20 protein-coding genes are annotated in these 21,304 nt (G+C 73.1%); 18 read left to right on the top strand and 2 right to left on the bottom strand.

Annotated elements, in window-relative coordinates:
- The first annotated feature begins 6 nt into the window (after positions 1 to 6).
- The 4 genes from GH723_RS17630 to purD all read left to right on the top strand — a co-directional run bounded on the left by GH723_RS17630 (position 7) and on the right by purD (position 4,843).
- A complete protein-coding gene (locus GH723_RS17630) occupies positions 7 to 819 on the top strand; it encodes a hypothetical protein (RefSeq protein ID WP_195210405.1) in 813 nt (270 codons plus the stop codon).
- A gap of 347 nt (positions 820 to 1,166) precedes the next feature.
- A complete protein-coding gene (locus GH723_RS17625) occupies positions 1,167 to 2,195 on the top strand; it encodes a hypothetical protein (protein WP_153760871.1) in 1,029 nt (342 codons plus the stop codon).
- 106 nt (positions 2,196 to 2,301) lie between these two features.
- Positions 2,302 to 3,582, top strand: a complete 1,281-nt coding sequence (locus GH723_RS17620; protein WP_153760870.1) for an adenylosuccinate synthase — start codon at positions 2,302 to 2,304, stop codon at positions 3,580 to 3,582.
- A 10-nt stretch (positions 3,583 to 3,592) separates the two neighbouring features.
- Positions 3,593 to 4,843 carry a phosphoribosylamine--glycine ligase gene (gene purD, locus GH723_RS17615; RefSeq protein WP_153760869.1) on the top strand — a complete coding sequence of 417 codons (1,251 nt, stop codon included), beginning with the start codon at positions 3,593 to 3,595 and terminating at the stop codon, positions 4,841 to 4,843.
- A gap of 4 nt (positions 4,844 to 4,847) precedes the next feature.
- Here purD and GH723_RS17610 read toward each other — a convergent pair whose 3' ends face one another.
- Positions 4,848 to 5,186, bottom strand: coding sequence for a B-box zinc finger protein (locus tag GH723_RS17610; RefSeq protein WP_153760868.1), 339 nt, complete (start codon positions 5,184 to 5,186; stop codon positions 4,848 to 4,850).
- Positions 5,187 to 5,409: 223 nt separating this feature from the next.
- Between GH723_RS17610 and purB the strand changes: the two genes are divergently transcribed.
- From purB to purQ, 5 genes are all read left to right on the top strand, one after another.
- Complete coding sequence (gene purB / locus GH723_RS17605; RefSeq protein ID WP_407650253.1) at positions 5,410 to 6,783, top strand: adenylosuccinate lyase; 1,374 nt, start codon at positions 5,410 to 5,412, stop codon at positions 6,781 to 6,783.
- Positions 6,780 to 7,682, top strand: a complete 903-nt coding sequence (locus GH723_RS17600) for a phosphoribosylaminoimidazolesuccinocarboxamide synthase (RefSeq protein WP_229022916.1) — start codon at positions 6,780 to 6,782, stop codon at positions 7,680 to 7,682. The genes purB and GH723_RS17600 overlap by 4 nt, the downstream gene beginning before the upstream one ends.
- Entirely contained in the window at positions 7,679 to 8,473 is a 795-nt protein-coding gene (locus GH723_RS17595; protein ID WP_229022915.1) for a 2-phosphosulfolactate phosphatase, read from the top strand. Before GH723_RS17600 ends, GH723_RS17595 begins: the two co-directional genes overlap by 4 nt.
- Before the next feature lie 297 nt (positions 8,474 to 8,770).
- On the top strand, positions 8,771 to 9,031 hold the full coding sequence (gene purS, locus GH723_RS17590) for a phosphoribosylformylglycinamidine synthase subunit PurS (protein WP_153760866.1): 261 nt from the start codon (positions 8,771 to 8,773) through the stop codon (positions 9,029 to 9,031).
- Positions 9,028 to 9,711 (top strand): phosphoribosylformylglycinamidine synthase subunit PurQ, encoded by a 684-nt coding sequence (gene purQ, locus GH723_RS17585; RefSeq protein ID WP_153760865.1) that lies wholly within the window; start codon positions 9,028 to 9,030, stop codon positions 9,709 to 9,711. The genes purS and purQ overlap by 4 nt, the downstream gene beginning before the upstream one ends.
- Here the strand turns inward: purQ and GH723_RS17580 are convergent, their stop codons facing one another.
- The gene (locus GH723_RS17580; protein WP_153760864.1) at positions 9,712 to 10,131 is read right to left on the bottom strand and encodes a hypothetical protein; all 420 of its coding nucleotides are present in this window, start codon (positions 10,129 to 10,131) and stop codon (positions 9,712 to 9,714) included.
- A 152-nt stretch (positions 10,132 to 10,283) separates the two neighbouring features.
- On the opposite strand from GH723_RS17580, the gene purL reads away from it, so the two are divergent.
- The 9 genes from purL to GH723_RS17535 all read left to right on the top strand — a co-directional run bounded on the left by purL (position 10,284) and on the right by GH723_RS17535 (position 21,240).
- Positions 10,284 to 12,509 carry a phosphoribosylformylglycinamidine synthase subunit PurL gene (gene purL / locus GH723_RS17575; RefSeq protein WP_153760863.1) on the top strand — a complete coding sequence of 742 codons (2,226 nt, stop codon included), beginning with the start codon at positions 10,284 to 10,286 and terminating at the stop codon, positions 12,507 to 12,509.
- Positions 12,510 to 12,558: 49 nt separating this feature from the next.
- Positions 12,559 to 14,163, top strand: a complete 1,605-nt coding sequence (purF, locus tag GH723_RS17570) for an amidophosphoribosyltransferase (protein WP_153760862.1) — start codon at positions 12,559 to 12,561, stop codon at positions 14,161 to 14,163.
- Complete coding sequence (gene purM, locus GH723_RS17565) at positions 14,160 to 15,212, top strand: phosphoribosylformylglycinamidine cyclo-ligase (RefSeq protein ID WP_153760861.1); 1,053 nt, start codon at positions 14,160 to 14,162, stop codon at positions 15,210 to 15,212. The genes purF and purM overlap by 4 nt, the downstream gene beginning before the upstream one ends.
- 22 nt (positions 15,213 to 15,234) lie before the next feature.
- Positions 15,235 to 15,999 carry a short-chain dehydrogenase/reductase gene (locus tag GH723_RS17560; RefSeq protein WP_153760860.1) on the top strand — a complete coding sequence of 255 codons (765 nt, stop codon included), beginning with the start codon at positions 15,235 to 15,237 and terminating at the stop codon, positions 15,997 to 15,999.
- Between the two features lie 231 nt (positions 16,000 to 16,230).
- A complete protein-coding gene (gene pyrE, locus GH723_RS17555; protein WP_153760859.1) occupies positions 16,231 to 16,824 on the top strand; it encodes an orotate phosphoribosyltransferase in 594 nt (197 codons plus the stop codon).
- Positions 16,825 to 16,843: 19 nt separating this feature from the next.
- A complete protein-coding gene (locus tag GH723_RS17550) occupies positions 16,844 to 18,244 on the top strand; it encodes an NAD-dependent malic enzyme (RefSeq protein WP_153760858.1) in 1,401 nt (466 codons plus the stop codon).
- Between the two features lie 92 nt (positions 18,245 to 18,336).
- Positions 18,337 to 19,272 (top strand): cation diffusion facilitator family transporter, encoded by a 936-nt coding sequence (locus GH723_RS17545; RefSeq protein WP_153760857.1) that lies wholly within the window; start codon positions 18,337 to 18,339, stop codon positions 19,270 to 19,272.
- A gap of 170 nt (positions 19,273 to 19,442) precedes the next feature.
- The gene (locus GH723_RS17540) at positions 19,443 to 20,057 is read left to right on the top strand and encodes a TMEM165/GDT1 family protein (protein WP_153760856.1); all 615 of its coding nucleotides are present in this window, start codon (positions 19,443 to 19,445) and stop codon (positions 20,055 to 20,057) included.
- A 229-nt stretch (positions 20,058 to 20,286) separates the two neighbouring features.
- A complete protein-coding gene (locus GH723_RS17535; protein ID WP_153760855.1) occupies positions 20,287 to 21,240 on the top strand; it encodes a hypothetical protein in 954 nt (317 codons plus the stop codon).
- Positions 21,241 to 21,304: the final 64 nt, after the last annotated feature.

The raw sequence follows: 21,304 nt of genomic DNA, 5'->3' as shown, positions 1-21,304 counted from the left end.
CCGGCGGTGAGCGAGGCGGACGAGTGGAAGCGATGGGAGGGCTGGGTCCCGGGCGATCCCGTCCCCGGTGAGGTGCCGGGCACCGCCCGGGCGTCCGCTCGTCCCGCGCCCCCCTCCTCGGCCACGCCACCCCCTCCCCCTCCGCCGCCGCCGTCGCCGCGGTGGGAGCCCCCGACGGGCCCGCCCCGTCGCCCGCCGTCGCGCGCGGAGACCGCCGGTGCCGCACGCAGGGTGCTCCGCCTGGCCATGGGCGCCCTCGTCGCCGTGGTCCTGCTCCCCCTCGCCCTCTCGGTGGTGGCCCTCGTCGGTCTGTTCGACGCCGCCATGGATCCCGACGTGCCGGGCGCCGTGGCGACGACGGAGCAGCCGGCGAGCGTCGGGGCCTGGCCGCCGCCCGGCGTGGTCGTCGAGCGCCTCTCGGCGGAGATCGGCCGACCTGTCACCCACGTCGCGTCGCTCGTGGTCGACCACCGCAGCGTCGTGGCCGAGGTCGTCTGGCCCGACGAGTCACCGGCCGTCGAGGTCTGGCGCCTGGACCACCTCGACGGGTCCACGTCGGGGCCCGAGCCGGCGGCGCCGCTCGACGAGGACCGGGGTGTCGTGGAGCTGAGCGCCCTGGCCGCCACGCCGTGGGGAGCGATGGGGGAGCAGGCCGTGGCCACGCTCGCCGTGGGTGGCGGCGAGGTGTCGCGCATCGAGATCCGGGCGGGTGACGGCGGTCAGCCCGTGGTCGCCGTGCACGTCGTCCACGTGGCGGGTGAGGCCGGCCAGGTCGTGTTCGACCCCACCGGCGTGGTGGTGTCGGTCCTGCCGGCCTGACCGGCTCCCGCCGTGCGTGATCGCCCCCGCCCGCCCATCGGCGCGGATCGTCGTTTGTTGATGGGTCGTTCGCCCCATCCGTGGTCGTCGGACGGTCCGGTCGAGCGCTCGGTCGCCGGTTCCGCACGCTGAGTGGCGGTCGGGCATGGGCCGTTCGGCTCATTTCGCTCCGATCGACTCGACGCCAGCCACGGAGCGTGGTGGAATCGCTGTCAGTTGGCGAGACCGCCAGCTGGGGAAGCGATGATCCACCGGTCCGCAACTGGTCGCTTGGTCGGTGAGGAGCTACAGCGAAACCGTCCCCGCCGACGCACGCCCCTGCGTGCCCACCGACGAGGAGATGGGCCATGCCGCACGCCCCGACCGACAGTCCGCCACGCCTCCGCCGCCGACTCGGCGCCGCCGCGGCGTTGGTGACCGCGCTGCTGGTGGGCCTGGTGGCCGTCGCGCCGAGCGCGCTCGCCTACCACCCGGAGCCGACCGCCAGCGTCGCCTGCGTCGAGGACGCCGTCGTCCTCGACTGGACCACCACCTCGTGGGGCGGGCCCGAGCTGTGGGGCCCGGACTTCTACAACGAGGACGTCCGCGTCTACGTCCAGTACGGCGACGCCGACGGACCCCTCGGTGGGCTGACCGACATCGAGATCGGGTCGGGCGCCTTCACCTCGGAGAGCCTCTCGTTCTCCGGCACGACCACGATCACCCCGCCCGAGGGCGCCACCCAGGTCCGGGTCCACTCCGAGGCGCTCGCCACGTGGGGCAGCGGCCAGGCGAGCATCGCCGATCCCATGCAGACCACCGACTGGCTGGCGCTGCCCGGCGAGTGCGGCGACGTCCCGCCGCCTCCGCCGGTGTGCGAGTGGGACCCGCAGCTGCCCGCGGACGATCCGGAGTGCACCCCGCCGCCGCCTCCCCCGATGGAGATCGACGTCGCGGCGTCCATCACCTACGCCTGTGACGCCCCGCGGCAGGCCACCGTCGACGTCACCTCCACCGGTGGTGCCTCGACCTTCGTCGTTCTCGTCGACGGCACCGTCGTCGAGACCCTCGCCGACGTCGAGGGAGCGGCCCGCGCCAGCGTCGCCGTGCCCACCGACGTCGCCTCCCAGGTGACGGTGCTCGTCGACGGCACCGAGGTCGCGGTCCAGGCCGTCGATCCCGCCGAGTGCGTCGAGGTCGGGGGCGTGGTCACCCAGCCGGTGCCGCCCACCACCGCGCCGCCGGCCCCGGCGGCCGCCCCTGTCCTGCCCCGCACGGGCGTGAGCTCGGGCATGCTCGCCGTCGTCGCCATCGCCCTCGCCGGCCTCGGTGCGGTGTTCCTCACCACCGGTCGGCGCGCGGCGCTCGTCGAGAGCGAGGACCGCCGCCGCCGCTGAGCGGTCGCCACGATCCCGGGGTGGGGTGGCTGATGGGTTGGACGGCCACCCCGCCCCGCGTGGGTAACATGCGACGTCACACCCGGCCGTTGAAAGTGAGACGCGCGTGCCCGCCACCGTCGTCGTCGGGTCCCAGTGGGGCGATGAGGGCAAGGGAAGGTTCACCGACCTCCTCGCCAAGGAGATGTCGATGGTCGTCCGCTACCAGGGCGGCCACAACGCGGGCCACACCCTCGTGGTCGGCGGCGAGACCTTCGCGCTCCAGCTGGTGCCCAGCGGTGTCCTCTACGACCACATCACCCCGGTCATCGGGAACGGGGTCGTCGTCGACCCCAAGGTGCTGCTCGAGGAGATGTCCACCCTCCAGGCCAAGGGCGTCGACACGTCACGGCTGAAGGTCAGCGGCAACGCCCACCTGATCCTGCCGTACCACCAGGAGATCGACATGCTCACCGAGCGGCGGCTCGGTGCGAACAAGCTCGGCACCACCAAGCGGGGCATCGGCCCCGCCTACGCCGACAAGGCCACCCGCGTCGGCCTGCGGGTGCAGGACCTGCTCGACAAGAAGATCTTCCGCGAGAAGCTCGACCAGGTCCTGAAGGACAAGAACGCCGTCCTCGCCAAGATCTACAACCGCCTGCCCGCCGACGCCGACGACATCGCGGAGCGGTACCTCGAGGAGTACCTGCCGCAGCTCGAGCCCCACATCGCCGACACGGTCGGTCTGGTGCACGACGCGCTCGACGCCGGCCAGCACGTGCTGCTCGAGGGCGCGCAGGCCACCTTCCTCGACCTCGACCACGGCACGTATCCCTACGTGACGTCCTCCAACCCCGTCGCGGGCGGGGCGTGCACCGGTGCCGGCATCGGGCCGATGCACATCACCCGTGTGGTCGGCATCGCGAAGTCCTACGTCACGCGCGTCGGGGCCGGCCCGTTCCCCACCGAGCTGCTCGACGAGCTCGGCGACACGATCGTCGAGAAGGGCCACGAGTACGGCGTCAACACCAAGCGTCGCCGCCGCCCGGGCTGGTTCGATGCCGTGATGCTCCGCCACGCCGTGCGCCTCAACTCGCTGTCGGAGCTCGCGATCACCAAGCTCGACATCCTCGGCGGCCTCGGCCCCCTGAAGGTCTGCGTCGCCTACGAGCACGAGGGCGAGCGGCTCACCCACCTCCCGTACCACCAGTCGGTGCTCCACAAGGTCACGCCGGTCTACGAGGAGCTGCCGGGCTGGGACGAGGACATCAGCGGCATCACCGAGCGGGGCGACCTGCCCGCCAACGCCCGGGACTACCTGGCGTTCCTCGAGGCCCAGGTGGGCATCCCGATCACGCTCGTCGGCGTCGGGCCCGGTCGCGACCAGTTCGTCCACTTCGCCGCCTGAGGGAGGGCACGTGAAGGTCTGCGTCGTCGGGAGCGGGGCACGCGAACACGCGCTGGCCCACGCGCTCTCCCGCACCGCCGAGGTCGTGGTCACCCCGGGCAACCCGCTGATCCCGGCCTCGACCGACCAGCCGCCGGAGGAGATCGAGGCCGACCTGTTCGTCGTCGGTCCCGAGGCGCCGCTGGTCGACGGCATGGCCGATCGCCTGCGGGCGCGGGGCGCGCTCGTGTTCGGTCCCGGCGCCGACGGCGCGCGGCTCGAGGGCTCCAAGGCCTGGATGAAGGAGCTCGTCGCCGCGGCCGACGTGCCCACGGCCCGCCACGGCACGTTCACCGACCGCGCCGCCGCCGAGGCGTACCTCGACACCATGGGCGACCTGTTCGTCATCAAGACCGACGGCCTGGCCGCGGGGAAGGGCGTGCTCGTCACGACCTCCCGCCAGGAGGCGTCCGACGCCGTGGCCGAGTACCTGTCGGGGTCGGCGTTCGGGGACGCCGGTCGCACCGTCGTCATCGAGGAGGGCATGGTCGGCCCGGAGCTGTCGCTCCTCGCCGTCTGCGACGGCCAGGGCGCGGTGGCGCTGGCCCCCGCGCAGGACTTCAAGCGCGTGGGCGACGACGACACCGGTCCGAACACCGGCGGCATGGGGGCCTACTCGCCGGTGCCCGACGTCGACGACGCCCTCGTCGACCAGGTCATGGATCGCTTCGTCCTCCCCACCCTCGCGACGCTCCGCGCGCGCGACATCGACTACCGCGGCGTCCTCTACGCCGGGCTGATGCTCACACCGGAGGGGCCGAAGCTCGTCGAGTACAACGTCCGCTTCGGCGATCCCGAGGCCGAGGTGGTCCTGCCCCGCTACGACGGCGACCTCGCCCAGCTCCTGGCCGAGGCGGCGTCGGGCCGCATCGAGTCGTCGCCCTCGTTCACCGCCGACGCCGCGGTCACCGTCGTGGCCGCCGCCGAAGGCTACCCGCGCTCGCCCCGGACGGGGGACGTCATCTCGGGCCTCGACGAGGCCTCGTCGGTCCCGGGGGTCGTGGTGTTCGGAGCCGGCGTCGCTCGCGACGAGCGCGGCCGGACCGTCACCGCCGGGGGACGAGTCCTGGCGGTGACGGCCCTGGCACCTCGACTGGCAGAGGCCCGGATCCGGGCCTACGACGCCATCGATCGCATCTCCTGGCCCGGGAGGTTCTCCCGGGGCGACATCGCGGCGGCCGCCGCTGCCGGCGACCCGGCAGAGGTCACCGGTGCCGGCTGACCCCTCAGCTCGCTCGCTCGGCCGGACGCTCGATCCGGCCGTCGTCGGTGATCGTGAACTCGTACTCCACCACTCGGACCGGCGCCGCCTGCCCGCTCTTCGACGCCACCTTGGCCGCCTTCCGCTCGGCCCGCAGCTTCTTGCGCAGGTCGCGCTTCGACACCGCGGTCGGCCGGCTGGCCGACGAGCGCACGCCGGCGGCCGCCAGCGCGCAGCTCACGCAGTACGGCGGCTTCCGCGGCCCGTGGCTGAACACCAGGCAGTCGGTGCAGAACTCACCGCCGCAGGTGCGGCAGGTGCGATCCGCGGGCTCGAATGGGTGCTTGTCGCAACGCCCGTCCATCGTGCTCGTCCTTCACTCGGTAGGGGCTCGTTCCGGGGTCGAGGCCGTGCGCAGCCCCGACTCCTGTGTCAAGGATCGGCCTGTGGACGATCGTCGTTGATGGGCCGATCGGCCCCTTTCGCCCGTACGCGGCCGCCCGCCGCGCCCGCCGCGCCCGCCGAGGAGACCCCCCGTGGCTGACCCGATCCCGAACGTTCTCGCCACCCGCTACGCCTCCGCGGCGATGCGGGAGGTCTGGTCGCCCGAGCGCAAGGTCGTCCTCGAGCGGCAGCTGTGGCTCGCGGTGCTCCGGGCCCAGCGGGACCTCGGCGTCGCCGTCCCCGACGGGGCGATCGAGGCCTACGAGAAGGTGGTCGACGACGTCGACCTCGAGTCGATCCGGCGCCGCGAGCAGGTGACGAAGCACGACGTGAAGGCCCGCATCGAGGAGTTCTGCGCCCTCGCCGGGCACGAGCTCATCCACCGGGGCATGACGTCGCGGGACCTCACCGAGAACGTCGAGCAGCTCCAGGTGCGCCTCGGTCTCCGGCTCGTCCGCGACCGCCTGGTCACGGTGCTCGCCCGGCTCGCCGAGCTGGCGGCCGAGCACCGCGACACGGTCATCACCGGCCGCAGCCACAACGTGCCCGCGCAGGCCACCACCCTGGGCAAGCGCTTCGCCAACGCCGGCGAGGAGGTCCTCGCGGCGCTCGACCGGATCGAGGACCTGCTCGAGCGGTACCCGCTCCGTGGGATCAAGGGCCCGGTCGGCACCCAGCAGGACCAGCTCGACGTGCTGGGCGCACCCGACGCCGTCGAGGCCCTCGAACGGGCCGTCGCCGCCCACCTCGGCTTCGACCACATCCTCGGCTCGGTCGGCCAGGTGTACCCCCGCTCGCTCGACCTCGACGTCGTCGCCGCGCTGGTGCAGGCGTCGGCCGGCCCCTCCAGCCTGGCCACGTCGATCCGCCTGATGGCCGGCCACGACCTCGTCACCGAGGGGTTCCGGCCGGGGCAGGTCGGCTCGTCGGCCATGCCGCACAAGATGAACACCCGCTCGTGCGAACGGGTCAACGGCCTGGCCGCGATCCTCGCCGGGCACCTCACGATGGTCACCGCCCTCGCCGGCGACCAGTGGAACGAGGGCGATGTCTCCTGCTCGGTCGTCCGCCGCGTCGCCCTCCCCGACGCGTTCTACGCCCTCGACGGCCTCTTCGAGACGTTCCTCACCGTCCTCGCCGACTTCGGCGCCTACCCGGCGGTGATCGACGCCGAGCTCGCCCGGAACCTGCCGTTCCTCGCCACGACGCGGGTGCTGATGGCGGCGGTCGCGTCGGGAGTGGGTCGCGAGCAGGCCCACGAGATCATCAAGGAGCACGCGGTCGCCGCGGCGCTCGACCGCCGAGAGCGCCCGACCGAGGCGGTCGACCTGGTGGCCCGGCTCGGCGCCGACGAGCGGCTCGGCCTCGGACCCGACGCCGTCGCGCAGCTGGTGGCCGACCCGCTGTCGTTCACCGGTGCCGCCGGCCCCCAGGTCGACGCGTTCGTCGCTCGCGTGGGCGACCTCGTCGCCGCGCACCCCGAGGCCGCGGCCTACGCGCCGTCGGACATCCTGTGAGCGAGCCGAGCGTCGATCTGCCCCTCGTCCACCGGGGCAAGGTGCGCGACGTCTATGACGCCGGCGACGGGCGCTTGCTGCTCGTGGCCTCGGACCGCATCTCGGCGTTCGACGTGGTGATGGCCGAGCCCATCCCGGACAAGGGCCGGGTGCTCACCGGCATCTCGTCGTTCTGGTCGGCGGAGCTTGCCGACGTCGCACCGAGCCACGTGCTCAGCACTGCCGTCGCCGACTTCCCCGACGGCGCCGGCGATCCGGGGCTCGCCGGCCGCGCGGTCCTCTGCCGCCGGGCCGAGATGCTGCCCATCGAGTGCATCGTGCGCGGCCACCTCAGCGGCAGCGCGTGGAAGGAGTACCGCACGTCGGGCACGGTCCACGGCATGCCGATGCCCTCCGGCCTGCAGGAGTCCGAGCGCCTGGCCGAGCCGCTGTTCACGCCCTCGATCAAGGCCGAGGTCGGAGATCACGACGAGAACATCTCCTACGACCGGGCGGTCGAGATCGTCGGTCGCGACGTCGCCGAGCGGGCGCGCGCGATCTCGCTCGCCCTGTACGACCGGGGCGCCGCGCTCGCGGCCGAGCGGGGGATCGTCGTCGCCGACACCAAGTTCGAGCTCGGCTTCGTCGACGGCGAGCTGGTGGTGGCCGACGAGGTGCTCACCCCGGACTCGTCCCGCTTCTGGCCCGCGGACGGCTGGGAGCCGGGCGGGACGCCGCCGTCGTTCGACAAGCAGCCGTTGCGGGACTGGCTCGACGGGCTCGACTGGGACAAGTCGCCGCCGCCGCCATCGCTGCCCCCCGACGTCGTCGAGGCGACCCGGGCCCGCTACGTCGAGGCGTTCGAGCGGCTGACGGGTCGTTCGGTCGACGACTGGGTCGCGAGCACGAGAGAGCGGTGACGGTGTCGTCGGCGGACGGCGGCGGTCGAGACCCTGGCTGGTTCGAGCAGCGGGCGTGGCGCTGGCGGTTCGAGTGGGGGCCGAACGGGCTGCGCCGGCTGGCGCCGGTCGTGGACGTCGTCGTCGTGGTCGACGTGCTGCGCTTCACCACCGCGGTCGACGTGGCGGTGGCGCGCGGGGCCGAGGTGTTCCCGTACCGCTGGAAGGACGGCTCCGAGCACGAGTTCGCGGCCGCGCGCGGCGCCGTCGTGGCGTCGAACCGCATGGGTCCGACCGGGGAGGCACCGTGGTCCCTCTCGCCGGCGTCGCTCGCGTCGATCCCGAGCGGCACGAGGTTGGTGCTGCCCTCGCCCAACGGCTCGGCGCTCTGCGTCGGCGCGGTCGAGGCCGGTGCGCGGGCCGTGTTCGCCGGCTGCCTCCGCAACGCGTCCGCGGTGGCACGGGCGGCGTCGGACGCGGCCGGTCCTTGCGGCACGATCGCGGTGATCGCGGCCGGGGAGCGGTGGAACGGGGCCACCGGCCCGCTCCGTCCGGCGCTCGAGGACCAGCTCGGGGCGGGGGCGATCCTCGCGGCCGTCGACGACGCGGCGTCGCTCAGCCCCGAGGCGTGCGCCGCCCGTGCAGCCTTCCTCGACGCCCGTCCCCACCTGGCCGAGGTGGTGGCGTCCTGCAGCTCCGGCATCGAGCTCGCCGAGCGGGGCCAGAGCGTCGACCTCGACTGGGCCGCCGACCACGACGCCTCGGCCTGCGCCCCTGTCCTCGACGGCGAGCGCTTGGTCGACGCCCGCTGACGGGACCCCGACCCGCCCCCACCCCATCCACCACGCTGGACCCGCCCGTCGCCACCCGCGTGCCCCCACCACCCGGCCGGTCGGGCGCGGTTGGCGGCGCATGTGCCGGATGTCGCGCCCAACCAGGGGGGTCGGGCGCGGTTGGGGGCGCATGTGCCGGATGTCGCGCCCAACCAGGGGGGTCGGGCGCGGTTGGGGGCGCATGTGCCGGTTGTCGCGCCCAACCAGCGGCGCGAGACGGGGACAGGGCGGGGTGGAGGTGCCGGGGGCGGGGCGAGGATGTGGGACGATGGCCGCATGATCTTCGAGGTGCACATCGAGGTGCGGCACCGGGCCGGGGTCGCCGACCCCGAGGGCGCCACCATCGAACGGTCCCTTCCGGCGCTCGGGTTCGACGGGGTGCGCGACGTCCACGTCGGCAAGAGCATCCGCTTCACCCTGGAGGCCACCGACGAGGCGTCGGCCCGCTCCGAGGTCGAGGACATGTGCGCCCGGTTCCTGTCGAACCCGGTCATCGAGGACGTCGAGATCCACCTGCGGGAGGGCGCGGCAGCATGAGCGCCCGGGTCGGTGTCGTCCTCTTCCCCGGGTCCAACTGCGAGCTCGACGTCATCGAGGCCGTGCGGATGCTCGGCGGCGACGGCGAGATCCTCTGGCACGGCGACCGCACCACCCACGGCGTCGACGCCGTCGTCGTCCCCGGCGGGTTCGCCCACGGCGACTACCTCCGTCCCGGGGCCATCGCCCGCTTCTCCCCGGTGATGGACGCCGTCGCCGACCACGCCCGCGAAGGCGGCCCCGTCGTCGGCATCTGCAACGGCTTCCAGGTGCTGACCGAGGCCGGACTGCTCCCTGGTGCGCTGCAGAAGAACCGCGGGCTGAAGTTCATGTGCGGCATGACGACGCTGCGGGTGGAGTCCACCGACTCGGCGCTCACCTCGGCGGCGAACGTCGGTGACGAGCTACGGGTCCCGATCAACCACTTCGAGGGCAACTACACCTGCTCGCCCGAGACCCTCGCCGAGCTGAAGGGCGACGAGCGCGTGGTGCTCCGCTACGTCGACAACCCGAACGGTTCGATCGACGACATCGCGGGCATCTGCTCGGCCGAGCGCAACGTCGTCGGGCTGATGCCGCACCCCGAGCGGGCCATGTCCGATCTGCTCGGATCCGCCGACGGGCGCACGCTGCTCCAGTCGGTCATCGACGCTGCGTCGGGCGCCGTCGTCCGCTCCTGATCAGCGGGCGCCGCGCCCGATGCCCGCGGCCTTCAGCGTCGCCGCCGGGACGCCCATCTCGCGCCACGCCGCGTAGGTGATGCCCTTGCGCTCGCTGTAGGGCTTGGCGGCGTCGACGAAGGCGGCCTCGAGGGACTCCATGTCGACCGACTCGTCGCCGGCGTCGAGCTCGGCGGTGAGGTCGAGGCGCTCCTGCACGAGCTGGAGCCGCTTCACCGGGTTGGCGTCGGCCATCTCGGTCTCGATGGCGTCGAGCCGCTTGCGGATGGAGTCGGTGGTGCGGCGGCGACCTCTCTTGGGCTTGTTGGCCTCCAGCGCCTCGAGGTAGTTGCGCACCGCACGCCCCTGGTTGCGCCCCTCGGCCAGCGCGGCCTTGTGCTCGTCGGACATGGTCGTCGTCTTGCGTGCCTTGGCGTTCATCTCCACCAGAGGAACACGCCGCCTTGCGTCGTCGCAAGTGCAGCGCCATTTCGTCGCTGCCCGAGATGCCATTTCCGGACTTCTGCATCGTTCCATTTCGCGGTCGATCGGTGGTTCCGGGCGCCCTTGCCCGCGGCGGTAGCGTGCGGGCCATGACCGAGCCGCTCCACCGCTCCCTCGGCCTCACCGACGACGAGGCCACCGAGATCGAGAAGATCCTCGGGCGTCCTCCCGTCCCCCTCGAGCTCGCCATGTACGCGGTGATGTGGTCGGAGCACTGCTCCTACAAGTCGTCGAAGATCCACCTGAAGCGGCTCCCGACCGAGGCCGAGTGGGTGCTCGTCGGCCCGGGTGAGAACGCCGGTGTGGTCGACGTGGGCGACGGCATCGCCGCGGCGATCCGCATCGAGAGCCACAACCACCCCTCCGCCATCGAGCCCTACCAGGGCGCGGCCACCGGGGTGGGGGGCATCCTGCGCGACATCTTCACGATGGGCGCCCGCCCGATCGCGATCATGGACCCGCTGCGGTTCGGTCCCCTCGACGACGCTCGCTCCCGCTGGATCGCCGAGGGCGTCGTCAGCGGCATCTCCGGCTACGGCAACTCCGTCGGCGTGCCCACGGTGGGCGGCGAGACCGTCTTCGACGCGACGTACCAGGGCAACCCGCTCGTCAACGTGCTGTGCCTCGGGGTGCTGCCCCAGGACCGCCTGGTGCTCGCCCAGGCCACCGGTGCCGGCAACCTCGCCATCCTCCTCGGTTCGACCACCGGCCGCGACGGCATCGGCGGGGCCAGCGTCCTCGCCTCGGCGGGGTTCTCCGACGACGAGGCCGACGCCGACAAGCGCCCGAGCGTGCAGATGGGCGACCCGTTCGAGGAGAAGCGGCTGATCGAGGCGTGCCTCGAGCTGCTCGACGCCAAGCTCGTCGTCGGCATCCAGGACCTCGGCGCCGCCGGGCTCAGCGGCGCCACCTCCGAGACGGCGTCGCGCGGCGGCATGGGCATGGACGTCGACGTGTCGGCCGTGCCGGTGCGCGAGGCGGACATGGAGCCGTTCGAGATCATGACGAGCGAGTCCCAGGAGCGGATGCTCGCGATCGTCGAGCCCCCCGACGCCGACCGGGTGCTCGAGATCTGCGCTCGCTGGGAGGTGCAGGCCACCGTCATCGGCAAGGTCACGCCGCCCGACGCCGACGGCGTGGGCTGGCTGCGCATCCTCGACGGCTTCGACGGCGAGGAGCTGGCGAAGATCCCGGCGGACTCGCTCCACGAGGACTGCCCGATGTACGACCGACCCCGCCAGGCGCCGGCCGACCTCGGCGCCCGCCGCAGCGACGACCCGTCCTCCCTCGCCGCGCCGACCGATCCCGGGGCCGACCTGGTCGGGATGCTCACCGACACCACGTGGGTGTCCTCGCAGTACGACCACATGCTGTTCCTCAACACGGTCGAGCCGCCCGGGGGCGACGCCGCCGTCCTCCGCCTCAAGCACCCGGGCACGGGGGAGGACACCGGACGGGGCCTGGCGCTCACGACCGACGGCAACCACCGCTGGTGCGCCGTCGACCCCCGCGCCGGGACGGCGCAGACCGTCGCCGAGGGGATGTTGAACCTCGCCGTCGTCGGCGCCCGCCCGCTCGCCGTCGTCAACTGCCTGAACTTCGGCAACCCCGAGCACCCCGAGGTGATGTGGCAGCTGTCGGAGTCGATCGACGGCATGGGCGAAGCGTGCTCGGCGTTCGGCATCCCGGTCATCGGCGGCAACGTCTCGCTCTACAACGAGTCGCGCGGCGCGAACATCGATCCGAGCCCGGTCATCGGGATGCTCGGCGTCATCGATCGGCTCGACCGCCGCCCGCCCGGCGTCGGCCTCGTCGAGGGTGGCCGGCTGGTGCTGCTCGGCGCGCCGTCCTCGGCGCTCGCCGGCTCCCGCTGGGCGTTCGACCACGGCCACCGCGGCGGCATGCTGCCCGAGCTCGACGTCGCCGCCCACGCGGCGCTCGCCGACCTCGTGCGGTCGCTCGTCGCCGGCGGCCTCCTGCAGGGCGCGCACGACGTGTCGACCGGCGGCCTCGGTGTGGCCCTCGCCGAGATGGCGGTGCGCTCCGGGGTCGGGTTCAGCGTCGCTCGCGTCGCCGACCACGCCGAGCTGTTCTCGGAGGCGCCGTCCCGGGTCGTCGTCTGCGTCGCCGCCGAGCACCTCACGGCGCTCGAGCGTGCCGCCGAGGCGGCCGGCGTGCCGGCGACCCGCCTCGGGGTCGCCATCGGCGATCGCCTGGCGGTGAAGGACCTGCTGGACGTGCCGCTCGCCGAGGCCACCGCGGCGTGGCGGGACCGCCTGCCCGACGCCCTCGGATCGGGCACCACGCAGGGCTGACGAGCGTCACACGGGCCGGTTCGCAGGACCGCGCGGGCAGACCCCTACGATGGGCGACGTGGACGCCTCCGACGCCGACGAGCCCCACCACCCCGAGGTCGACGACGTCGACCCCGAGGACGACACCCCGAAGGAGGCGTGCGGCGTCTTCGGCGTCTACGCACCGGGCCAGCCGGTCGCCCACCTGACCTACCTCGGCCTGTTCGCCCTCCAGCACCGCGGGCAGGAGTCCGCGGGCATGGCGGTCAGCGACGGCGAGTCGATCACCGTCATCAAGGAGATGGGGCTGGTCGCCAACGCGTTCGACGAGCGGATGCTCGTCGCGCTGTCGGGCCACCTCGCCATCGGCCACGTGCGGTACTCCACCACCGGGTCGAGCGTGTGGCGCAACTCCCAGCCGTCCTACCGCGACGTCGGCGGCATCGGGTTCGCCCTCGGCCACAACGGCAACCTCGTCAACACGCGCCAGCTGGCGGACGAGGCGGGGATGCTCCCCGGCGCCGTCGCCAGCGACACCGACGTGATCGCCGAGCTCCTGTCGATCGAGCTCGGCCGCGAGGGCGCCCACGCCAGCCTCGAGTCGGCCCTCATGGAGGTCGTGCCCCGCCTCGAGGGTGCCTTCTCGCTCACGCTCCAGGACGCCGACCACCTCATCGGCGTGCGCGACCCCAACGGCTTCCGCCCCCTCTGCCTCGGCCGGCTCGACAACGGCTGGGTGCTCGCCTCGGAGAGCCCGGCGCTCGACATCATCGGCGCCGTCTTCATCCGCGAGCTCGACCCGGGCGAGATGGTCGTCATCGACGCCGACGGCCCCCGCTCGTCGTTCCCCTTCGCCGCCGAGCGCACCGACCCGACGCTCTGCATCTTCGAGTTCGTCTACTTCTCCCGCCCCGACAGCCGCCTCTACGGACGCAGCGTGCACCAGGCCCGCATCCACATGGGCGAGCAGCTCGCCGAGCAGATGCCGGTCGACGCCGACATGGTGATGGGCGTGCCCGAGTCCGGCCTCCCCGCGGCCGAGGGCTACTCGCGGCGCAGCGGCATCCCCTACGGCCAGGGCCTGGTGAAGAACCGCTACATCGGCCGCACGTTCATCGCCCCGAGCCAGGAGCTGCGGGCCCAGGCCGTGCGCATGAAGCTGAACCCGCTCCGCGAGAACATCGAGGGCAAGCGGGTCGTCGTCATCGACGACTCCATCGTCCGGGGCACCACCACCCGGGCGATGATCAAGATGCTGCGCGAGGCCGGCGCCACCGAGGTCCACATGAGGGTCTCGTCGCCGCCGTACCGCTGGCCGTGCTTCTACGGCATGGACACCGGCACCCGGGGCGAGCTGCTGGCCGCCAACCTCAGCGTCGAGGAGATCCGCGACTTCCTCGGCGCCGACACGCTGGCCTACCTGTCGCTCGACCGGCTGGTCAGCGCCATCGACCAGGCCGGCACCGGCCAGGCCGGGTTCTGCGACGCCTGCCTCACCGGGAGCTACCCGGTCGAGATCCCGGTGTCGCTCGGCAAGGGCGTCCTCGAGGGCGAGCTGCTCGTGCCGTCCGACGCCCGGGGGCGCATCGACGACGGCGTGCGCGTGCTGCCCGTCGACGAGGCCGCCGCCATCGGCGCCCGTCGCGCCGAGGCCGAGGCCGAGGACCGCAGTTGAGCGACCAGGAGCAGGGCGGGGGAGAGACCTACGCCGGGTCCGGCGTCGACATCGCGGCGGGTGAGCTCGCCGTCGAGCGCATCAAGGAGAAGGTCCGGTCCACCTTCCGTCCGGAGGTGATCGGCGACATCGGCGGGTTCGGCGGGCTGTTCGAGTTCCCCTCGCACCGCTACCGCCACCCGGTGCTCGTCTCGTCCACCGACGGCGTCGGCACCAAGGCGCTCGTCGCCCAGAAGGTCGGGCGCTTCGACACGATCGGCGTCGACCTCGTCGCCATGTGCGTCGACGACCTCGCCTGCCAGGGCGCCGAACCGCTCTTCTTCCTCGACTACATCGCCGTCGGCACGCTCGACCCCGACCACATCGAGCAGCTCGTCGAGGGCGTCGCCGAGGGGTGCCGCACCGCGGGGTGCGCGCTGATCGGCGGCGAGATGGCCGAGCACCCCGGGTCGATGGAGCCCGGCGAGTTCGACCTCGTCGGCTTCGCCACCGGGGTCGTCGAGCGGGACCAGATCATCACCGGCGAGCACGTGGGGACCGGCGATCGCATCATCGGCCTCCCGTCGCCGAACCTGCGCTCGAACGGCTACTCGCTCGCCCGGCGGGTGCTGCTCGACGTCGCCGGCCGGTCGCTCGACGACCCGGCGTGGGACGGCGCCCGCCACAGCCTCGGCGAGGAGCTGCTCCAGCCGTCGGTCATCTACTCGCCGGCCATCGCCGAGCTGGTGCGCCACGTCGACGTGCGGGGGGTCGCCCACATCACCGGCGGCGGCATCCCCGGCAACCTCAACCGGTCGCTCGGGCGCCACCACGACGCCATCATCGACCGGCGCACCTGGGAGGTGCCGCCGATCTTCGGTGAGATCCAGCGCCTCGGGCGGGTCGCCGACGACGAGATGGCCCGGGTGTTCAACATGGGCATCGGCATGGCGGTCATCGTCCCGGCCGAGGACGCCCACAAGACCCTCGACGTCTTGCGCACCGCCGGCCACCGTGCCGTCGAGATCGGCGAGGTCGAGAAGGGCCACGGCACGGTCCGCTACGTCTGACCGGACACGACAGGGGGGACAGATGGATCTCGGACTGACCGGGCGTCGCGCGCTCGTCACCGGCGCCTCGATGGGCATCGGCCTGACCACCGCGGAGACCCTCGCCGCCGAGGGCTGCGACGTGTGGCTCGTCGCCCGCAGCGCGGACCTGCTGGAGGAGGCCGCGGCCCGCATCCGCGAGGAGCACGGCGTCGCTGCGCACGTCGCCCCGGCCGACCTGTCGCGCTCCGAGGAGGTCGACCGGCTCTGGGCCGAGGTGCCGCTGCCCGACATCCTCGTCAACAACGCCGGCGCGATCCCGAGCGGCACGATCGCCGCCGTCGACGAGGAGACCTGGCGGGAGGCGTGGGACCTGAAGGTCTTCGGGTTCGTCAACCTGTGCCGGCACGCCATGGCCGACATGGGGGAGCGAGGCAGCGGCGTGATCGTCAACGTGATCGGCGGAGCGGGCGTGAAGCCCACGCCCGGGTACATCGCCGGTGTCGGCGGCAACGCTGCGCTGATGGCGATCACCCAGGCGCTCGGCTCGACGAGCACCCGCAAGGGCGTGCGCGTCGTCGGGATCAACCCGGGGCTCATCCACACGCCCCGGCTCGAGGGCCTGATGCGGGACGCGGCCGAGCGGCGGTGGGGCGATCCCGACCGCTGGACCGAGCTGCTCGACCCGCGGTTCCCGCCGGGGACGCCCCAGCACATCGCCGACGCCGTGGCGTTCCTGGCCTCCGACCGCTCCGCCAACACGACCGGCGCGATCCTCAACGTCGACGGCGGCGGCACCGCCCGCTGACCCGCCCCGTGCCGTTCTTGGTACGGATCGCGACACCATCGGTCGAGTCCGTACCAAGATCGGTCGAGGGCCCCGTGACGACCAGTGGCGTGCCGCCCGCATGCCGTTCTTGGTACGGATCGCGACACCATGGGTCGCGGTCCGTACCAAGAACGGTGAGATCGGTGGGGGGGTCCCGAGAGCCGCGGAACCGGGTCGGGCGCGGGGCGTCGACCGCCTAGGTTCGGCGACATGAACGCCGCGCCGCCCGCCGACCCGACCGCCGCCGCCGACCTGGAGGCCCGCCGGGCCGATCTCGTCGCGCACCTGCTCGCGCACTCCGTCCGCACCGGTGACTTCGTCCTCAAGTCCGGCAAGCCGACGACGTGGTTCATCGACTCCAAGCAGACGGCGTGCCGGCCCGACGGCATCCTGCTCGTGGCCGACGTCGCGCTGGCGCTCCTCCCCGACGACATCACCGCCATCGGGGGCCTCACCGCGGGCGCCGACCCCGTGGCCTTCGGCATCGCCGCCGTGGCCGCCACCCGCGGTCGCGAGCTCCGCAGCTTCTCGATCCGCAAGGAGGCCAAGGACCACGGGGTCACCGGGCGCCTGGCCGGCGCGCTGCAGGAGGGCGACCGGGTGGCCATCGTCGAGGACACCGTCACGCGCGGCAGCTCGCCGATGGAGGCCGCTGCGGTGGTCCGCGAGCTGGGGGCCGAGCCGGTCCTCATCATGCCGATCGTCGACCGCGGCGGGAGCTGCGGCGCGCTCGCGGAGGCCGAGGGCATCCGCTTCCTCCCGCTCGTCACCGCCCCCGATCTCGGCTTCGCCTACGAGGGGTAGCGCCGGTACCGTTCGGGCCATGTCATCCACCACTGCCGCCTACTCGCTCAAGATCCGCGTCCGGCTCGACAACCGTCCGGGCGCACTGGGGGATCTGGCGACGGCAGTAGGCGCGACAGGGGCGAACATCGTCGGGCTCGAGGGCTTCGAGGCCAAGGGCAAGCACCTCGACGAGGACCTCATCGTCAACTGCCGCGACGAGGAGCACCAGCAGAAGGTGATCGCGGCGGTCGAGGGCCTCGACGGCATCGAGCTGCTGTCCTGGGAGGACCGCACCTTCCAGATGCACGACGGCGGCAAGATCGAGGTCCTGCCTCTCGCGCCGGTGATGGACCGCGAGGACCTCTCGATGGCCTACACGCCGGGCGTCGCCCGCGTCTGCATGGCCATCCACGACGAGCCGGCCAAGTCGCACGACCTGACGATCCGTCGCAACACCGTCGCCATCGTCACCGACGGCACCGCAGTGCTCGGCCTCGGCGACATCGGCCCCGAGGCCGCGATGCCGGTCATGGAGGGCAAGGCCCTGCTGTTCAAGGCGTTCGCGGGGGTCGACGGCTTCCCGATCTGCCTCGACGTCGACAGCGCCGACGAGCTCGTCGAGACGGTCGAGCGCCTCGCCCCCACCTTCGGTGGCATCAACCTCGAGGACATCTCCGCCCCGCGGTGCTTCGAGGTCGAGGAGCGCCTCAAGGCCAGCCTCGACATCCCCGTCTTCCACGACGACCAGCACGGCACCGCCGTCGTCGTGCTCGCCGCGCTCCAGAACGCGCTGCGCCTCACCGGCCGGAAGATGGAGGACCTCAAGGTCGTCATCGCCGGCGTCGGCGCGGCGGGCGTCGCCATCGGCAAGATCCTCCTCACCGCCGGCGTGGCCGAGGTGATCGGCACCGATCGCCAGGGTGCGATCTGGGAAGGTCGCGAGGACCTCAACGTCGCCAAGCAGTGGTTCGCGGAGAACACCAACCGCGAGCGGAAGGCCGGCACGCTGAAGGAGGTCATGGAGGGTGCCGACGTGTTCGTCGGCGTGAGCGGCCCCGGCCTCATCGACGCCTCCGACCTCCGGCGCATGGGCAAGGACCCGATGGTGTTCGCGCTCGCGAACCCCGAGCCGGAGATCCGCCCCGAGGTCGCCGACGGCCTGGCGAGCATCATCGCCACCGGGCGCAGCGACTACCCGAACCAGATCAACAACGTGCTCGCCTTCCCCGGCATCTTCCGGGGGGCGCTCGACGCCCACGCCCACTCGATCACCGAGGGCATGAAGGTCGCCGCGGCCACGGCCATCGCCGACGCGGTGTCCGACGCCGACCTGGCGCCGGACCACATCGTCCCGTCGGTCTTCGACCGCACCGTGGGCATCGAGGTCGCCCGCGCCGTGGCCGAGGCCGCCATCGCCGAGGGCGTCATCCGCCAGTAGCGCACCGGTTCAACCGACCGTCGACGGGGGAGCGGGAGTCACTCTCGCTCCCCCGTTGCGCGCTCGTCGCTCCGACGTGCACGCTGGCGCCGATGTCCACCGGTCACGCTCACCAGCACGCCCACGGCACGCCGTCGTCGACGGCGTCGGTCATCACCGTCGCGCTGGTGCTCAACACGGTCCTGGCCGTCGGGCAGGTGGTCGCCGGCGCCCTGTTCGGCTCGATCGCCCTCATCGCCGACAGCGCCCACCAGGTGGTCGACGTGCTCGGGCTCGGCATCGCGCTCGTGGGCGTGCGACTCGCCTCGCGCGGCGTCACCGAGCGCAACACCTTCGGCTGGGCGCGCGCCGACGTGCTGGGCGCGCTGGCGTCCTCCACGCTCCTCCTCGTCTCCACGGCGTGGATCACCTACGAGGCGATCCGTCGGCTGACCGACCCCCACGGCATCGAGGGCTGGCCGGTCCTCGTCGTCGCACTGGTCGGCCTGTTCGTCAACGCCGGCTCCGCGGTCGCCCTCGCCCGGGCCGAGGGGTCGATGGCGACCCGCGCCGCGGTCGTGCACCTGGTCGGCGACGCCGCGGGGTCGGCGGGCGTCCTCGTCAGCGCCGTCGCCGTGATCGCCGCCGACGCCGCGTGGGTCGACCCGCTCGTGGCGCTGGCGATCGCCGCGTGGGTGGGGTGGACGGGTTGGTCCCTCCTGCGCTCGTCCGCCAGGCTCCTCCTCGACGTCGTCCCGGTCGGGCTCTCCGCCGACGCCGTCGCCGACACGATCCTCGAGGTCGACGGGGTCGTGGCCGTCCACCACCTCCACCTGTGGGAGCCCGCCCCGGACGATCCGTCGGTCTCGGCCCACGTCGTGGTCGACGGCGACATGGTCGTGCACGAGTCCCAGGCCCTCCTCGACCTCGTGCGGGACCGGCTCCACGACGTGCACGGGATCGCCCACGCCACCTTCGAGGTGGAGTGCCACCCGTGCGAGGACGCCGAGCACGGTGTGGCTAGGGTGGGCGCCGACGAAGGGGAGTAGCCCCCGATCGGTCGATCGACACACTGGCCCCGGCAACGGATCACGGCCCGGTCGGCCGGGCTCGAGGTGACTCGAGCGGGCGAGACCTTCGACACCGACAGCTCGCCGCTGCCGGGGTCGAGGTCCGTCCCTCCACCCGGTGGCACCCCATCCGGGAGGTTCCCCACCACATGGACGCCGTTCTCCTCGCCTTCGCCGTCGTCTTCCTCGCCGAGCTCGGCGACAAGACCCAGCTCGTCGCGCTCGGGCTGGCCGCCAGGTACCCGCTCGGCGTGGTCGTCGTCGGCATCGGCGCCGCCTACGCCATCACCCAGGGCCTGGCCGCGCTCCTCGGCGGGGCGCTCGGCGCGGCACTGCCCACCACCGCCCTCGGGATCGGCGGCGCGGTCGTGTTCCTCGCCTTCGCCGTGTGGACAGCGGTCGAGGCGCTGCGGGGCGAGGACCCGTCGGAGGAGGTGGAGGAGGAGCTGGCCGACGTCGAGGCCGCCCTGTCCCGGTCGGGCCGGGCTCGCTCGTCGCTCGCGGTCGTCGGCGGCATCGTCGGGGCGATGGTCGTGGCCGAGATCGGCGACAAGTCGATGCTCGCCACGGCGACGATCGCCGCCGAGCGGGGAGCCCTCGGCGCGTGGATCGGCGCCACCCTCGGCATCACCGCGTCCGGCGGCCTGGCGGTGCTGGTGGGCCGCTGGCTCGGCACCCGCCTCGACCCCAGGGTGACGGGCCTGTTGTCGGCGGCGTTCTTCGCCCTGTTCGGCGTCGTCCTCCTCGTCGAGACCCTCGCCTGACCCGCGCCTGCCGCTCGCCCGTCCCCCGGCCCCACGGGTCGCGGGGGCGATGTCGCCAACGTCCTGGCGCGATCGCCCCCAGCACCGGGTCGCGGGGGCGATGTCGCCCACGGGCTGGCGCGATCGCCCCCGCGGACGCCACGAGGCGTGGGACCCTCGACGCGGGTCGATGCCATCGCTACGGTGCGGCCACCTTCCTCCGTGTCGATGTGCGATGGAGGGAGGTCCCATGGGAGATCCGCGGCCGCCGGAGCTCGGATCGTGGTTGCGCACGCATCACGGCGTCGTCACCCGGTTCCGGTTGCTGGAGCTCGGCTTCGCCTCGAGCTCGGTCGGGCACCTCGTTCGGTCCGGTCGGCTGAGGCGCCTCTGGCCGGGGGCGTTCGTGTCCGCCGACGTCGAGGTCGCTCGTCCCCAGCTGATGTCGGCGATCTGCCAGCTCCATCCCTGGGCCGCCATCGGGTTCACCACCGCTGGCGCGCAGTGGGGTCTGCGCGGCATGTCCGACCCGGTCGTCCACGTCCTGGTTCCCCACGCCATGACGCCAGCGGTGGCTCGCGATCCGCGCGTCCGTGTGCACCGGTGCCGTCGGATCGATCCGGTCGACCTCGCCGGGCGCCGATCCGACGGCGTGCGCCTCACCAGCCCTCCGAGGACGCTCTTCGACAGCGCGGCGCTGCTGCCCGTCGACGCGTCGGCGAGCTCGGTCGAACACGCCCTGTCGATGGGGCTCTGCACGATGCCGACGATCATGTCGACCCTCAGTCGGCTCCGTCATCCGGACAGGCCGGGCGCGCTCCGGTTCGAAGCGGTCCTGGCATCGCGCAGAGACCTGCGGGGCGTCGCGCGGTCGGTGCTCGAGATGGAGGTGCGCACCGGCGTCGCCGCGGCGGGGCTGCCTCAGCCCATCCTCAACATGCCGTTCCGCCTGGCGGACGGGTCGCCCATCGTCATCGATCTGGCGTGGCCCGACCACCGCGTCGCCGTCGAGGTCGACCACCCGTTCTGGCACGACGGGGAGCGAGAGGCGGCGCGCGACAAGCGACGCGACCGGAAGCTGGCGGCGATGGGATGGATCTCGTTGCGCATCCCGAAGATCGACGTGGAGACCCGCCTGGCGGAGGCGGTGGCCGACGTCGGCGAGGTGCTCGTGCTGCGTGGCTGGTCGCCCCGTACGGCGTGACCGTGCGGGCGGCGCCGCGGGGGTGATCTCGCCAGCGGGTGGTCGCGATCGCCCCCGCGAGGGC

This window comes from Actinomarinicola tropica, from assembly GCF_009650215.1.
Lineage (GTDB): Bacteria > Actinomycetota > Acidimicrobiia > Acidimicrobiales > SKKL01 > Actinomarinicola > Actinomarinicola tropica.
This window is presented reverse-complemented; position numbering and strand designations above follow the sequence as displayed.

Excerpts from the sequence above, each read along its gene's own strand:
- GH723_RS17580 (WP_153760864.1), bottom strand. The coding sequence starts at position 10,131 with ATGAACGCCAAGGCACGCAAGACGACGACCATGTCCGACGAGCACAAG.
- pyrE (WP_153760859.1), top strand. The coding sequence starts at position 16,231 with ATGAACGCCGCGCCGCCCGCCGACCCGACCGCCGCCGCCGACCTGGAG.
- GH723_RS17610 (WP_153760868.1), bottom strand. The coding sequence starts at position 5,186 with ATGGACGGGCGTTGCGACAAGCACCCATTCGAGCCCGCGGATCGCACC.
- GH723_RS17545 (WP_153760857.1), top strand. The coding sequence starts at position 18,337 with ATGTCCACCGGTCACGCTCACCAGCACGCCCACGGCACGCCGTCGTCG.
- GH723_RS17550 (WP_153760858.1), top strand. The coding sequence starts at position 16,844 with ATGTCATCCACCACTGCCGCCTACTCGCTCAAGATCCGCGTCCGGCTC.
- purF (WP_153760862.1), top strand. The coding sequence starts at position 12,559 with ATGGGCGACGTGGACGCCTCCGACGCCGACGAGCCCCACCACCCCGAG.
- purL (WP_153760863.1), top strand. The coding sequence starts at position 10,284 with ATGACCGAGCCGCTCCACCGCTCCCTCGGCCTCACCGACGACGAGGCC.
- GH723_RS17625 (WP_153760871.1), top strand. The coding sequence starts at position 1,167 with ATGCCGCACGCCCCGACCGACAGTCCGCCACGCCTCCGCCGCCGACTC.
- GH723_RS17540 (WP_153760856.1), top strand. The coding sequence starts at position 19,443 with ATGGACGCCGTTCTCCTCGCCTTCGCCGTCGTCTTCCTCGCCGAGCTC.
- purS (WP_153760866.1), top strand. The coding sequence starts at position 8,771 with ATGATCTTCGAGGTGCACATCGAGGTGCGGCACCGGGCCGGGGTCGCC.
- purQ (WP_153760865.1), top strand. The coding sequence starts at position 9,028 with ATGAGCGCCCGGGTCGGTGTCGTCCTCTTCCCCGGGTCCAACTGCGAG.
- purB (WP_407650253.1), top strand. The coding sequence starts at position 5,410 with ATGCGGGAGGTCTGGTCGCCCGAGCGCAAGGTCGTCCTCGAGCGGCAG.
- GH723_RS17560 (WP_153760860.1), top strand. The coding sequence starts at position 15,235 with ATGGATCTCGGACTGACCGGGCGTCGCGCGCTCGTCACCGGCGCCTCG.
- GH723_RS17535 (WP_153760855.1), top strand. The coding sequence starts at position 20,287 with ATGGGAGATCCGCGGCCGCCGGAGCTCGGATCGTGGTTGCGCACGCAT.